This window comes from Alteromonas sp. MMG017 (genome assembly GCF_018100795.1).
Lineage (GTDB): Bacteria > Pseudomonadota > Gammaproteobacteria > Enterobacterales > Alteromonadaceae > Alteromonas.
In genome coordinates this window covers 220,723-235,693 of sequence record NZ_JAGJDY010000008.1, presented here as the reverse complement: position 1 = coordinate 235,693, position 14,971 = coordinate 220,723, and the positions used below count along the sequence as shown (strand labels likewise).

Here is a 14,971-nt window from a genome sequence, read left to right as displayed (position 1 = left end):
TTAACTCTCACCAACTCTCACCCTGCTTGTTCAATAACCTTCAATAACCGTTCCCGTCTACCCACATAAACGTCATAGCCATCGTAATCAGGTGAGGCTAGCGCTAATGCCTTATTCACTTGCTCCAGAGCTTTTTCAAACTTGCCGGATTGCTCGTAGCCATAGGCAAGACCATTATATGCATCAGGCACATTGGGATAGCGTTCAATACCGTACTGAAATAGCTTGATAGCTTCATCGAAATCTTGTTCTGTCACGAAGTGATAACCTAAATCTCTTATCACCCATTCCGCAGCTTCGATTTTCTCGCCGCGTTGCTGTGATACCGCTTCGTAATACTTTTCAATCGAACTCAAATCACCATCATAGTCTTTCGGGCGCATATACTCTGAGTAAAACAAACTGTAATACGCTTTAAAGCTTGCTGCATTGGTCACAAGGTTATGAGGAACATCAGTAAATACATCGTTATGCCAGCGCAGTCCCTCAGGCTTGTTTTTACGAATATCTGAAATCATGCCATCATAATAAGGGCGCATGGGCGCACCTTCGTTGCCAATAGCGGTATAAAGGTAATGATCGAACTTTTTATTATTCTTGAAGAACTCAACCGTAGTCTTTGCCGTTGCGCCATTTGCCCACCATACCGCAGCACTGTAAGTTAAGGCGGCATTGAACAATTCAGGCTCTTTCTGCATGGCATACAATGAGAAAGCACCTGCTGCCGAAGCACCTGCAATAACTCGAAAATCATGCACGCGATACTTACTTTCCACCATCGGCATCAGCTCTGAAGTGATAAATTGTAAAAATTTAGCACCGCCGCCGCCATAACCCACAGGGCCGTTGGGATCTTTATTTACGTTAGGGTATAAATCCCGTAGTCGGTCGGTATTTTCGATTGCCACTACAATAACTTCTGGCGCCGCCCGCTGAGATTGCAAACTTTCTAGAACCGCATTCAGCATAACCAAAGTACCGACACCATCAAGACGATAAATAATGGGGTATTTTTTATCAGGATTTTCAGCATAGCTTTTAGGGAGCTGTACAAACACAGTCCGCTCTTCTGATAAAACCTTCGATGTTAGCTTTTCGGTAATTAGGGTGTAACTAGGATTATCTAATTCACCCTCTACAGAAGCATCTTGAGCATAGGTAATTGGGCTTACCAATAGTAAAAACAAACATAGAATCTTTATTCGGTGCAGCGCCATGAAAGTTAAGCCCTTTTAATGCGTTATGAAAATTTATGCTATTTAATTACGTTAACACAAAATCACGGACTGCGGAAAAAGGTGCGGAAAGGATGCGGAAACAGACCCAGCAAGAAGACAGAAATGAAAGTAGATAAACCCACGCGTGCGACTTTTCATTTAAGCAAACTAGCCATTTGAGCTACTTGCAAATAAATGATGAATCATTAATCTATCTATTAAGTGAACAAAACAGTGAGTGTTAAGCATGATACCTGAATTAATTTTTTTACTGCCCTTGGCCTTGATGATAGCCGCTTTTTTTTACGCTAAGCAGCACCGTAAAGCTTAAAAAAACCTTGATAAGGTAGACTGTGATGGAGAAATGCGTAATTGCAATTGTTTAAAGACTAATACTATAAAGCTTGGCGGTTTAAATAGCTGGCATTGAAACTAAAAGCGAAATCATATTATTTACAGAGGCTAAGCGTTTTCACTGATCCCTTATTTAGAGCCCTTATTAAGAACTCTTACACAGCGCCTTTTCACTAAGCGCCTAACCAGCGCGCGGATGCTTCGATTTAGCTTTATGTCGATACATTCGTTTGTCAGCGAGAGATATACATTCAGAAGGTAAGTTAGTTTCTAGGCTGGTTGCAATCCCAAAGCTAACACCCGCATCACGCCATTGCTGGCTAAGCTCCATTGAAACATTCGATACTACTGATAAGGCACTATCAGCCACGTTTCGAGTTTCACTGGTCGAATCGGCATGCAATACGCCCACAAATTCATCGCCTCCTGAGCGAAAGATATCTCCCAAAGAGTAAAACGATTGTTGTAACAGGCTCGCCGTCTTAATAATAAGTTTGTCGCCTTCATCATGGCCGTATTTATCGTTAATGGCCTTTAAACCATCTAAGTCGATGTAAATAATAACGTAGTAATCATTTAAGGCTTCAATGCATTCTGTTAGAGAAAATCTGTTACCAAGCTGTGTCATTGAGTCTATGCGAGACAAGTACTGGTTTCGATTGAACTCCTTTTGCTTCAATTTAAACCACTCGGTTAAGCACAACAAAATACATAAGCAATCTAGCGACAATGCAAATATAACAACCGATTCGGGGTACGCTAGCTCACCAAAATATTGGCTGTGAGCAGCAATGTAGTAGCCAAGTGATGCACTGTAGAGTAGATTGCCTGCCAAGAAATATTTCGCGCGGAAATCTTGCTGTCTAATCATGCTCACACCCACCGCTATGGTCACCACTATCCAGAACATAGCCAATAAGTGAGATAGCAAATATGCGATGGTGAATGGTATAAACCACATGCCAACGCCTAATACGACGCTCACAACACTTAAGACGTTTAGAAATTTAAATAATTTTTTGTGGTCGGTTTTGCACTCAAATAAATCAGAGACAAATTGCGCGGCACAGGCAATAGCGAAAGGAAAAAGTAGCATTCCCCAATAACTGGTATTAAATGGGAAATGAACGATATCTCCTAGCATTCCAGAAGCTGCTGCCCAGCCAATAGCATGAAAACCCAAATAGCCTGCACAGGTTAACGCTACTCTTTTCCTCGTCCCTGAATAGATGAGCAAGGCCAGCAACGACAAAATGAACATGGTGGTAATGCCAGCTATGGAAATACCGTTATTAAATTTTTGGAAGCGATAAAACTCTGCACTGTCTAACACGGTAATGGAAACCGGCGTAGGAAACTGCTTGGCGTTAATAAACAGCCATAATTCTACCCGTTCATTCACCACAACGGTTTGCACCGTCACGGCTTGAAAATGAAGTACCGGCGGTGTGCTGTCATCAAGAAGTTGAGAAAATACTTGTGTGCTAGGTTCAGGCTGAATAGACGACGAGTATGATGCTAAGCCAACATCAATGAAGTTGGCATTAACGACTGCAAAATACTGCCCTTTTTGTGAAATATCTAAGACTACTTTGGTGAAGTAACTTCCCGACATCCCACCCAGTGATGGAACAACCGCGGCGCTTTCATAAGCCTCTTTTAAAATTGCTAGCTTATCCTTTGATTCGAGGCTTGTTGTATCAAAAGAATCATCTAATTCGTGCCACAGATTAGCATCAGCAATTATGCGCTTATCATCAACGACTGATATAGGTTCCTGACCGAATACGGGAAATACCGACAGTAAAAGGAGAAAATACAAAACACCCAAATGAAAGTAAGAAAGCAAAATCGAACCTTGTCTGCAGGTAAAAGGGCAACAAAAATGTTACTTGTCCTGTATCAAGCATAAACCTGCTTTCTCAAAATTCATAATATAAAAGAGGAAATTTACTTTTTTTACGCAATATTCTGTAAGGCAATAGCGACACACGAGCTCTTAACGCAGTAATAATTTTGCTTCAGCCTGCTAACTAGCTAAGCGTAAATACTTTCAACCGTAGTATTAAGCAACCAACGTAAAAATACTTTAGTATCTTTGTTGTTGTGAAATTGAACTGACTTTTGACACTCTGTATCGGTGAAAACAACGTTGAAGTTATTTACTGAGATTGTCGAAATAGGGGGAAGTGTACGGAGCGAGGCGCCGTTAATAGTATGAGACATATAATTTTTCTTTGTATAATAATGTTGCTAGTTTTTTATTCGTTTTAAAATTCCTTTCAAAATTCTGTTCTTATCAAACCAAAAATAAATAAAAATATTAGTATTGCACAATTAAAAAAGGCTAAGTAGAAACTTAGCCTTTTGTCGTTGTATTTTAAAGTTCTACTTAAAGAACAACAACGTTTGCAGCTTGAAGGCCTTTTTGACCTTGTTCTACGCTGAAGCTTACCGCTTGGCCTTCAGAAAGAGTTTTGAAGCCGTCAGAAGCGATTGAACGGAAATGTACGAATACATCTTTACCGCCACCGTCTTGAGTAAGAAAACCAAAACCTTTATCTTCGTTGAACCATTTAACTGTGCCGTTTACTGTATCAGACATGTTTGTAACCTTATATATTTGAAGTAATTGGTGAAATTCACCGGATAGCAATAGATTTAACTTACTAGTAACGCAAATGTATATCTATTAAAACTTCGATAAAACTGAAGAATAAAAGGGTACAACGCAGTAGTAGAAAAAGCTTTTAATTATCTAAAGCGGGCATAATGTACATCTTTCAGTCAGGTAAGTCTACCTAAATCGCTATTTATTTCTCTTGTCGTGCACCACATTGCTGTAAGGCTTCTCCTACAATTGCTCACATACCTTATCCACCGTGCCCTTCCCCGCATACACCATCAATTGGCGGCGCAATCACGACTGACAACTTACATACGTATGTTGATAGGAATGCCCCTTTATATTAGCTAGGCTCATGTTCTTGTTGCGCTAACGCGCTTAGAAATCACAACTCGAGTAGAGGCTGTATGTCACAACATTATTCAGTAAACGAGAAAGTGGCGATTGTTACCGGCGGCGGTAAAGGTCTGGGTAAGTCCCTTACCCTAAGACTACTTCAAGAAGGTATGAAGGTCGCTATTTGCGGAAGAACCGCAGCCACTATTAATGACACAGTAGCAGAATTTGAAGCCCAATTCGGTAAGCGTATTTATGGCCAAGTTTGCGATATTAGTGATGCATCTGCGGTAAGTTACTTTATACAGGAAGTACATTCGCAGTTCGGCGATATTCAAGTATTGGTAAATAACAGTGGCTTTGGCAAAGAAACCTTAATTTGTGAGACCAGCGAAAGCGACTGGGATGACGTTATGGATACCAACGTTAAAGGTACATTTTTGATGTGCAAAAACGTGGTGCCCAATATGATTAAGCAAAAAGATGGGTACGTGGTAAATATTGCCTCACAAGCTGCGCTTAACGGCTATGCCAATGCAGGCGTCTATTGCGCGTCAAAATTTGCCATGGTGGGGCTAGGTAAAGCCCTTCAGGAAGAAGTGCGTGAGTACGGCATTCATGTTCATTCACTCAACCCTGCGCTTATTCAATCTCAAAAAACGCCAAAGGATGAAATTGATTCAGGGCTTATTCAAAATGATGATCTTGCTGATATGCTCGTTTATTTACTACAGCAACCTCGTCGTCTTAAAATAGACAATATTGGAATGTGGGGCTTTTAACTATCCTTTTTTGCTAGCGGTTTACCGATAGGCGCTTGCAGCCATTGTATTTGCGCCTTAGTGTCTCATTCCTTTCACATACCCATAGTAAACTGATATACATGATGTCCTTAGAAGGACGGGGGAGAATCGAATGAGAATGCTACATACCATGCTTCGTGTTGAGGATCTTGATGCGTCTTTGCACTTCTACACTAATTTGATGGGCATGAAGCTGCTAAGAAAGTCTGAAAACCAAGCTTATGAATACACGCTCGCTTTCGTGGGTTACGGTGAAGAAACTAACACTACCGTACTTGAACTCACTTATAACTGGGGTGACAACACCTATGAAAAAGGCACAGCTTACGGCCACATCGCCATCGAAGTAGACGATATTTATCAGTTCTGCGAAACCCTTGAACAAAATGGCTGTGATGTATACCGTAAGCCAGGTCCTGTTAAGGGCGGCTCTACTGTCATCGCTTTTGTTCGCGACCCAGATGGCTATGCCATTGAACTTATCCAAACAAAACAATAAGTCTCTATTTTAAAATACAGCGGCCCTATTAATAAGGATATTGCCCTATCATGCTAAAAATTCGTCACGCTCTACTTACTTTCTCGCTTTCTATCTCGATTTTTACAAGCCCAGTACTATTGGCGAAAGACTTCGATGTTATTGCTCATAGGGGCGCGTCAGGTTATCTGCCTGAGCACACATTAGAAGCCGCCACGCTTGCTTTTGCCATGAACCCTGACTTTATTGAGCAAGATGCGGTTATTACTAAAGATGGGATTGCCGTGGTCTTGCACGACATACATTTAGAAACAGTAACCAACGTCGAGCAAGTATTTCCAGAGCGTGCACGTAAAGATGGTCGCTTTTACGCCTTAGATTTCACGTTAGCTGAGCTTCGTACTCTGCAAGTACACGAACGAGCGAACAGCAAGGGCGAACAAGTTTTTACAAAACGCTATACAGGGAATACGGCAAATTTTACCGTGGCAACCTTAGAAGAGCACTACGAGCTTATTACTCAGCTCAATCGAGAGTTTAATACCGATGTAGGGGTATATACGGAAGTAAAATCACCAGCGTGGCATAACGAACAAGGAGTAGATGCAAGCCAGATTGTGATTGCATCACTGACACGATTTAATCTTGCCAATAAAGACGCCAATAGTTACTTGCAGTGTTTTGACTTCGATGAAATAAAGCGCATTAGAAAAGACCTAAACTATGCGGGCAAAGTGGTCATGCTAATGGGTGAAAACAGTTGGGGCGAATCAACCACAGACTACGATTGGATCAAAAGTGAAGCAGGCATGAAAGAAGTGGCAAACTATGCTGACGGTTTAGGCCCTTGGTTAGGTCAACTACTAGACCCACAAGCGATGAAAGCAGGTAAATTAGTACCCGCATCGTGGGTTGAGTATGCCCATTCAGAAGGTTTCATTATTCATCCCTACACGTTCCGTCAAGATGCCCTTCCGCCAGGCATGACAGCAGAACAACTTCTGTCTACCCTTAAACACGTGGTGAACGTAGACGGCGTATTTACCGACCATGTGCCGCCGGTAAAAACCTGGCTTGAGGCTCAAGGCGAATAGCAACAACAAGTAGATTATTCACTTGACAAAAAAAGCGGCTATTAAGCCGCTTTTTATAGATTTCATTTGGATTTTAGATAACCCTAAGATTTAGATAAACGCACGACTACCCGTCTATTTTGTGCTCGTGACTCTCGGGTATCGTTATTTGCGATATGACGCTTCTCGCCGTGTCCCGTCAGTTGAATTCTGTCATCGGGCACGCCAATGGTCGTTAAGTAGCTTTTTACTTCATTGGCTCGGCGTATAGATAATTGTTCGTTGTTCCATCGCCCGCCATAACTATCGGTATAGCCATCAAGCAAGACTAACTCTAAATCGCTATCTTCTTTTAGGTATTCCCCAATCATTGTTAGGCGCTTTTGAGAATACTTAGTCAGTTCGGTACTGTTTTTCTGATACGACAACACCGTATAGGCAATATCGTCGAAGTTGTAAGGTAATAAGTTAGACACACACTTAACGAAGTCTCTATACACCATCGAAAAATTACTGGCGTTTAATGCAACACTCACTTTATCGTATTCGTTGTACCAGTCTTGATAGTAAATGGTGGGCCAGAAACCTTTTTCGAGTTCACTTAGCATAGTCCATGCAGCGTCTTGTGGAAGGTCGCCATTATATTGCGTGCGCAATGTCATATCGGCGATGGTTTTAGGGGCCACTCCCGGCATCCACTTTGGCGGTACAGAATAAACAGCAGCTACATCGAAGCGATTAGGCAATAAATGCATGTCTAGCTCAAATTCCATATTAAGCCGTTTAGAAGCCACGCTTGTAAACATGGCATCGCCGTAGCCGGGTAAAGGATGGTTCAATGTACATTGCAAACGCGATGCATCAACCACTTCCCAGTTTGACGTTTCTACCGTAGCAGAATACTGACGCATAGCACCGCTTGCGACCGTAGTAAAAAACAACGGAATAAGTAAACCGAATTTACGCTTCACAACTATACCCACTCAACTGATAAACCATACCTAACAAAAAGGCGCTTACAGAATATATCGTCCTTAGTGTAGAAAAGTTTAGCCTTCTATACCATTAATACCATCAATTATGCCCCTCATTTCAGGTTTCTTACGCCCCACATTGAAATTCAGGCTGGATACCGTGGGTTATCCTTGCCATAATCCCAGCACTTTTTGTAGCATTTTTATGTTGATACAGCTTTGTTACGTAACCAAAGAACCTGCTAAGAGAAACTATGTCTGAGTTGCACCACTCCCTTCCTCATCGTTTTAGGGGCTACTTCCCTGTTGTTATCGACGTTGAAACCGCCGGTTTCAACGCTGGGACCGATGCCTTACTTGAAATTGCTGCCGTAACGGTAAAAATGGAAGAAGATGGCCTGATTTATCCCGACCAAACTTTTCATTACCATGTAGACCCTTTTGAAGGCGCGAACTTAGAACCTGCAGCGCTAGAGTTTAACGGTATCGACCCTCACTGTGCCCTGCGCGGTGCCATTGAAGAAAGTGAAGCAATGAAGTCGTTGTGCAAAGGTATTCGTAAAGCGCAAAAAGATGCGGATTGCCAGCGCTCGGTGATTGTGGCGCATAATGCCACTTTCGATCAAAGCTTCGTGAACGCAGCCATAGCTCGCTGCAACATTAAGCGCACGCCTTTCCATCCGTTTGTATCATTTGATACCACCAGCCTTGCCGGTTTAACGTTGGGCCAAACTGTATTAGTTAAAGCCTGTCGAGCGGCAGGCATTGAGTTCGATCAAAAAGAAGCTCACAGCGCATTATATGATGCGCAAAAAACCACAGAGCTATTTTGCTTTATGGTAAATCGCTATAAAGCACTGGGCGGCTGGCCCTTAGCAGGTGAACCTATCTGCCCTGATGAGCCTTGCTGATATGCAACGCCTGAAATGCTGGCTTAGCGGCAAGCGCTTCAAATTAAAATCTATTCAATAGAAAAAAACAGCGCCGAATGGCGCTGTTTTAGTATTGGATAAACGGATTTGCATAAAGCCTGTTTAACAAGCCGAAATGCCTATTTTAAAGGCTATTGTAGAGACTTTCGGCCTATTATAACTTGTCAGCTTCTGCTGCAAGGTACTTAGCTACGCCTTCTGGTGAAGCATCCATACCCGCTTTCCCTTGTGTCCAACCCGCTGGGCAAACTTCGCCATGCTCTTGATGGAATGCAAGCGCATCAACCATACGAAGCATTTCATCTACATTGCGGCCTAGTGGAAGGTCGTTAATCACTTGGTGACGGACCTGGCCTTCTTCATCAATCAGGAAAGAACCCCTAAATGCCACGCCATCTTCAGGGTGTTCTACATCATATGCCTGGCAGATTTCATGTTTTACATCGGCCACCAAGGTGTATTTTACTGGGCCAATGCCACCTTCGTTTACTGGCGTATTTCGCCATGCGTTATGAGAAAACTGTGAATCGATAGAAACCCCAATCACTTCTACGCCGCGTTTTTTAAATTCTTCAAAACGCTTATCAAAAGCAATAAGTTCAGATGGGCAAACAAAGGTGAAATCTAGCGGGTAGAAAAAAAGTACCGCTTTTTTGCCTTTGATGGTTTCAGAGAGTGAAAATGAATCAACTATTTCACCCGAACCTAATACTGCAGCAGCGGTAAAATCCGGCGCTGGACGACCAACTAATACACTCATGAATATCTCCAATTTTTTAAAATATTTAATAATTAGTAAAACGTCTTATTAATGGGCGTTTTCTATTTCCTTTATTGGTACTTTATCTTAGATAACAAGCGGTAACGCACTGTACTTTCGCTAATTCTTCATGATTTATTCACTCATCGTACCAAAGGCCACCCTTTTTGATGATTTCTTGAGTGTGAATACGACTAAATCTCACTTGCATTAGAATGAAATAGCAATTATTATCATTTACAGACTTATTTGGAGTGTTTTATGTTTGTATGTATGTGTTACGGCGTTACCGATAAAAGCATACGCGCCGCAGTACAAGGTAATGGCGTAGGCAACATGCGTGAATTGCGTGAACATATGGAACTGGGTTCCCAGTGTGGCAAGTGCATCCAAATGGCACAACAGATTATCGATCAAACTATCATCGATGATTCTATGTTTAAAAACGTAGGCTAGTTCTTCCCTTTTTTCCTAGGCATTTTCCTAGTTTCTCCTTCCTACGTTCTATCCAGAATTTATTTGATCTTCTATTTCAATTAACTTGTGTGTCGTTAATCAACACTGTATTCCAACCCTAAATAATAGAAAGCACCATTAATTCCCCCTGGCGATGTTGGCGGATATAAAGCCCCTACTTCCCCACTGAATGGATTGCTATCAGGTTTTGTATCAAATAAATTTTGCACACCTAGCGTAAATCGCCACGACGGTGAAAAATACCATGCTACTTGCGCATCTGCCGTTAGCGTGTCGCTTCCAAAAATATCCATTCCCGCTGAAGCATCTAGATGGTCTTCGTAGTATTTACCGTAGTAGTTTGCCCGCCACGTAAAATTAACGTCGCCAATGTACTGTTCTAGCGTCAAACTGCCTCTGTGTGCTGGCAAGTTATCTTCTAGCATTCTAATGCGCTGTGTTGTCAGGTTTGGCATTAAGGTTATCTCACCATCAACCATAGTGGGATATAAGGTCACCCGCTCTACTTGTGTGTCTGTCCAATTGTAAGCTAACAACAATGTCTGCTTCCAATCTTGTACCATGAAGTCATAGTGAACCACTAAATCGACACCTTGGGTTTGGGTATCAAAGTCATTGGTGAAAAATTTGGCGGCGTTGTATTTCGCCGCATCGTCTCGGCCCTTCGCACTAAGCACTTGGATGTCTGCGTCACTAAGCGGTATTGCCGACGTGGTACTGATCCTGTCCATTAAACGGATATTGAAATAGTCGAGGGTTGCGAAAAAGGTATCACTTACGTGCATCACCACACCTAAACTAAAGTTAACCGATTCCTCTGGAGTGAGCGGTGTTGCACCTAGCTGTTGTGATATCAAATCAGTGGGCGGCAATGTGGCTTGGTCTTCTAGTCCATTTGCGCTGTAAGCAGTGGTAACATTAATTACGTTACTTTGCCCTACTGTCGGCGCTTTAAAGCCCGTATTGATAGAGCCTCGAAGGGCAAATAAGTCGTTAACCTTGTATCGCGTACTTAGCTTTCCATCAAAGGTAGAGCCAAAATCAGTAAAGTGTTCAACGCGGGTCGCTACACCAAACTGCCATGCTTCACTTAAAAAAAACTCCAAATCTATGTACACCGCCCAATTACTTCTACTCCAGTGCCCTGCAGATTGAGGCTGGTAACCAGGAAACCCGTTAGAACCAATGCTGAACCCTTGCGACGCCTCCGTGGTGGGGTCAAAAGCAAGCGAGCCTGCGGCATAAGAGGCATCATCGCCGGCTTTTTGAAAGTAAGTTTCTCTGCGCCACTCTGCGCCCATAGCAATACTAATTGGCTCTTCAAATACAGATTGAATTAGCTTTGCGAAATCAAGATTAAACGTACGCTCTACTTGGCTCACAGAGCCCGGTGTAAAAGAGAGCGGAGAGTCTGGCCCTAGCGAAGGGTTAACTGTACCCGATAGCCGATAAGCAATATCTGAATACCCTACACTGGCACTCAAATCCATTGCCCAGCCATTGTCTAATTCCGTTTTAACACCAGCAAATACTGAGGCATCAGTAATTGTGCCACCGAATTGTGGGGTAAACCCACCAGGAAACCACTCGTTAAAGGCAAAGCAATTCGCACCAAGTGCGGTGGTGTTATCGGCAATACGCAAATAATCGGGGTTATCCAATACATTGGTATCATCAAGGAAAATAGTGGGGCAGCTAATCCCCTGCCCTATACCGTCTAAATCCCCAACTAATAAGCGACTTTCGCCCGTTTCTTCGTTCGTTTCAGAAAAGACACCTTCTCGGGTTTGTGGGTTGCGATAGTAAAAACCACCACTTATTTCTCGATGTGCATAAGTTGCTAACGCGTATCCTTCGTAGTTAGGCGCAATATCCCACCCCGCATTTACCGACATTTTCATGTCTTCGTTAACATCTAGTGCCCCCCAAATTTGCGCGGGGCTACTTATAAATGTGTTGCCTGCGTCGATGAGGCCTTGGGCATCATCACGCTGAACAGAGCGTGATGTGCCTTGTTGCTGTCGATATTCTACCGTGGCGTTCAAGAAGCCGTTTTCACCTAAACGAAAACCTTTATTAGCCTGTATCTGAAATAACTCACCATCACCTTCAGAATAAGTACCCGTTTTAAGTGCGATGCTGCCACCTGAATCACTATCATCAAGTACGAAGTTAATCACGCCAGCAATGGCATCTGAACCGTATTGTGCCGCAGCACCATCTCGTAAAACTTCAATTTGCTTTAATGCATAAGCTGGGATAACCGAAATATCCGGCCCCTGTGCGCCATCAGATAAGCCACCGCCAAGAAAGGTAATGACTGCCGAGCGATGTCTGCGTTTACCGTTAACGAGCAGCAATGTGTGATCTGACGCCATACCTCGTAAATTAGCAGGTCGCACTAAACTGGTAGCATCATTAATAGGCTGATCGTTGACGTTTAAAGAAGGCACCATGGTGCTTAGCATCGACAAGGCATCGCTGTTGCCTTGTGAACGCAATGATTCTGAGCCAATAATATCTAGTGGCACGGGCGAGTCGACCACACTACGAGGAGAGTTTCTCGTGCCTACCACGGCGATGCGCTCAATCGTATTACTCGTGTCTTCTTCTTGAACCTTCTCTTCACCCTCGTCTTTTCTATTTTGAGCAACCACATCACTGCGAGAACGAATACTGACTTGCCCAGCACTGTCGGTTACTACGGCAAGCTCGGTGCCATCAAGCAATTTTGATAAAGCTTCGTTAAGGGTGAAGTTGCCCTCTAAAGAATTGGTTTTAACCGTTTGCGCTAAGTCGAAAGGAAATAAGAGTGTGGTATTAGCTTGCTTTGCTAGTTCTGTTAGCGCGTCATCGGCATCTTGGGCTGGAATTGAAAACTGAAAGGCCGTTTGATTAGACTGCTTTATTGGGCTTGGCACATTTTCTTGTTTGCTCCGTTGACCAGCTTGAGACTCGGGCTCTTGGGCGTATGTGCATTGAATGGGACCAGCACAAACGGCTAACACAAGGCATATACTTGCCTTGCGCACACTGTTATAGCTGCGCACTACTGCACGAGAAAAATTGGCCGAACGCAAATGATGCAAGATAAGAAATCGTACTTATTATTTGTTTTATTATATTGTCACAATAGTTAAGCTTATGCCAAGTAATGCAAGCGCATTGCTTTTATAAGACAAACACTAACCTTAAAGCATGCCTTTGACCATCAATCGCGAGTTATCTGCGAATTAGCCCTTTAATGCCCCTGCAGTGGCCCCCTACACTAGGCTTAAACTAGCTTCGGGAAACCGATAACTGAATACTGGTATCAGAAACTTTCTCGTATTCGATGTTAAAGCTGTTTTTCAGTGCCGCTAGCAAGCCATCAATATCACCCACTTTAAAGTAGCCAGCAACACGGCGACTTTTAAGTGACTCGTCAGAAATCTGAAAATGTACTTGGGTATATCTGCCAATTTCAGCAAGTACGGCTTCTAAGCGCTCGCCTTTAAACACAATCATGCCTTGCTGCCATGCTAAGTCATCGTCGATATCATTTTGCGATAAGCTTTCACGGGCATCAACATCGCCTTTAACTGTGGCTTTTTCACCCGCAAACATAAGCAGGCCTTCACCTTCAACGGGTGTTTTGGAAAACAATGATTGGTTACTACTGAATGCACTGAACCTGTCTTTAACTAATACTTTTCCGTCGGTTACCACTAACTCAAAGGCATTATCGTCAACATATTGCATGTTAAACGCAGTACCCACCGCTGTAACCGTGTTATTTCCAGCGGTTACGGTGAAAGGGCGCGTGGTATCGTGCGCCACTTCAAAATGCGCTTCGCCTTTTAGCAAGACAATGTTTCGCACATCGTCAGAAAAATCGACGGTGACCCGCGAGTTTGTGTTTAACAGTAATGTGGAACCATCAGAAAGCACAAGATTTCTTTGTTCACCAATACCGGTTTCAATTTTTTCAGACATGTGCGCCACTGCATTTGGCTCTTCAAGCCAAACACGGTCAACCACAACTCCTACCGCAATAGCCATCACTAAAAATGCGGCGGCTGCGCTCATGCGAGCTTGAGTAACGATACCCACGCGTCGTTTATTGCGATTATGGGCCTTGGTTTCGGTTTTGTTCTGATGACGAGGAAACAATCCACTTAACTCGTTAAGTACTGACATGTCATCCCACAAGCTTGCGGCCTCCATCAGTGCCTTACGATGATTTGGACTTTCGGCAAGCCACGCATCTAGCTGTGTTTTTTCGTCTTCGCTAAGTTCACGATCGAGACGGCTTATCCATAAGCAGGCTTGCTCTTGGATATCTTCTTTGCTGGAAAACTGACGAATATTGTTCATGTTAACTACGGCTTATGTCCTGAGTCGCATTACGAGATGTGCGCACGGGGGCGTCATCTTTAGATAGCTCGGCTAAATATTTCGAGCACAACATTAATCCTTTAGCGACATGCTTTTCTACCGTACTCTCGCTTAAACCAACGAGTTCTGCGATGTCTTTTTGGCGCATGCCATATACTTTTTTAAGTAAAAATACCCGCTTAACATCCGCAGACAACGTATCCGTTGCTCGGCAAAAGTGGATGAAGCGTTCCTTACTTTCTACATTTTTTTCTAAGCTATAACCCACCAGTTCGTGGGGTAAAATGTCCATGTCATCAATAGGCTGATTATTTTTATTTTCAGCTCTGGCAACATGGTTTAATGCTAAGTTACGTGCTGTTTTCAGCATGTATGTGCGTTCAAAACGAATCTCTTGATTCATCTCAGCTTCATAACTTTTTATGAATGCTTCTTGAACGATGTCTTCTATATCGTCGGCACCCACAATAGTACTCACCGCACGCATTAGCTTTGCGCGATATTTTAAGAAGGATTCGGTGACTGTCGACTTTCTGGTCATATTAAAATTTTGCAGGTGTTTCA

General features: G+C 43.0%; 13 protein-coding genes. 5 read left to right on the top strand and 8 right to left on the bottom strand.

Annotation, left to right across the window (positions count from 1 at the left end):
- Window positions 1-17 precede the first annotated feature (17 nt).
- The 3 genes from J8L84_RS14185 to J8L84_RS14175 form a co-directional block, all read right to left on the bottom strand.
- Window positions 18-1,187, bottom strand: coding sequence for an alpha/beta hydrolase-fold protein (locus J8L84_RS14185; RefSeq protein WP_247670787.1), 1,170 nt, complete (start codon window positions 1,185-1,187; stop codon window positions 18-20).
- A gap of 565 nt (window positions 1,188-1,752) precedes the next feature.
- Entirely contained in the window at window positions 1,753-3,420 is a 1,668-nt protein-coding gene (locus tag J8L84_RS14180; RefSeq protein ID WP_211071252.1) for a diguanylate cyclase, read from the bottom strand.
- A gap of 543 nt (window positions 3,421-3,963) precedes the next feature.
- On the bottom strand, window positions 3,964-4,176 hold the full coding sequence (locus J8L84_RS14175; protein ID WP_013784966.1) for a cold-shock protein: 213 nt from the start codon (window positions 4,174-4,176) through the stop codon (window positions 3,964-3,966).
- A gap of 428 nt (window positions 4,177-4,604) precedes the next feature.
- Between J8L84_RS14175 and J8L84_RS14170 the strand changes: the two genes are divergently transcribed.
- From J8L84_RS14170 to glpQ, 3 genes are all read left to right on the top strand, one after another.
- A complete protein-coding gene (locus J8L84_RS14170; protein ID WP_211071251.1) occupies window positions 4,605-5,315 on the top strand; it encodes an SDR family oxidoreductase in 711 nt (236 codons plus the stop codon).
- 133 nt (window positions 5,316-5,448) lie between these two features.
- The gene (gene gloA, locus J8L84_RS14165) at window positions 5,449-5,835 is read left to right on the top strand and encodes a lactoylglutathione lyase (RefSeq protein WP_211071250.1); all 387 of its coding nucleotides are present in this window, start codon (window positions 5,449-5,451) and stop codon (window positions 5,833-5,835) included.
- Between the two features lie 50 nt (window positions 5,836-5,885).
- Window positions 5,886-6,908: a glycerophosphodiester phosphodiesterase gene (gene glpQ, locus J8L84_RS14160; protein WP_211071249.1), complete on the top strand. Its 1,023-nt coding sequence runs from the start codon at window positions 5,886-5,888 to the stop codon at window positions 6,906-6,908.
- Window positions 6,909-6,991: 83 nt separating this feature from the next.
- On the opposite strand, the gene J8L84_RS14155 is transcribed toward glpQ, so the two are convergent.
- Window positions 6,992-7,798 (bottom strand): OmpA family protein, encoded by an 807-nt coding sequence (locus tag J8L84_RS14155; protein ID WP_049791830.1) that lies wholly within the window; start codon window positions 7,796-7,798, stop codon window positions 6,992-6,994.
- Window positions 7,799-8,115: 317 nt separating this feature from the next.
- Here J8L84_RS14155 and rnt point away from each other — a divergent pair, with 317 nt between their 5' ends.
- A complete protein-coding gene (gene rnt / locus J8L84_RS14150; RefSeq protein WP_211071248.1) occupies window positions 8,116-8,772 on the top strand; it encodes a ribonuclease T in 657 nt (218 codons plus the stop codon).
- Window positions 8,773-8,947: 175 nt separating this feature from the next.
- On the opposite strand, the gene J8L84_RS14145 is transcribed toward rnt, so the two are convergent.
- The gene (locus J8L84_RS14145) at window positions 8,948-9,553 is read right to left on the bottom strand and encodes a peroxiredoxin C (RefSeq protein ID WP_211071247.1); all 606 of its coding nucleotides are present in this window, start codon (window positions 9,551-9,553) and stop codon (window positions 8,948-8,950) included.
- A 261-nt stretch (window positions 9,554-9,814) separates the two neighbouring features.
- Here J8L84_RS14145 and J8L84_RS14140 point away from each other — a divergent pair, with 261 nt between their 5' ends.
- Window positions 9,815-10,009, top strand: coding sequence for a bacterioferritin-associated ferredoxin (locus J8L84_RS14140; RefSeq protein ID WP_013784972.1), 195 nt, complete (start codon window positions 9,815-9,817; stop codon window positions 10,007-10,009).
- 95 nt (window positions 10,010-10,104) lie between these two features.
- On the opposite strand, the gene J8L84_RS14135 is transcribed toward J8L84_RS14140, so the two are convergent.
- The 3 genes from J8L84_RS14135 to J8L84_RS14125 all read right to left on the bottom strand — a co-directional run bounded on the left by J8L84_RS14135 (window position 10,105) and on the right by J8L84_RS14125 (window position 14,948).
- Window positions 10,105-12,951 (bottom strand): TonB-dependent receptor, encoded by a 2,847-nt coding sequence (locus tag J8L84_RS14135; RefSeq protein ID WP_348771836.1) that lies wholly within the window; start codon window positions 12,949-12,951, stop codon window positions 10,105-10,107.
- A gap of 358 nt (window positions 12,952-13,309) precedes the next feature.
- Window positions 13,310-14,386: a FecR domain-containing protein gene (locus tag J8L84_RS14130; RefSeq protein ID WP_211071245.1), complete on the bottom strand. Its 1,077-nt coding sequence runs from the start codon at window positions 14,384-14,386 to the stop codon at window positions 13,310-13,312.
- A 1-nt stretch (window position 14,387) separates the two neighbouring features.
- On the bottom strand, window positions 14,388-14,948 hold the full coding sequence (locus J8L84_RS14125; protein WP_013784975.1) for an RNA polymerase sigma factor: 561 nt from the start codon (window positions 14,946-14,948) through the stop codon (window positions 14,388-14,390).
- Window positions 14,949-14,971: the final 23 nt, after the last annotated feature.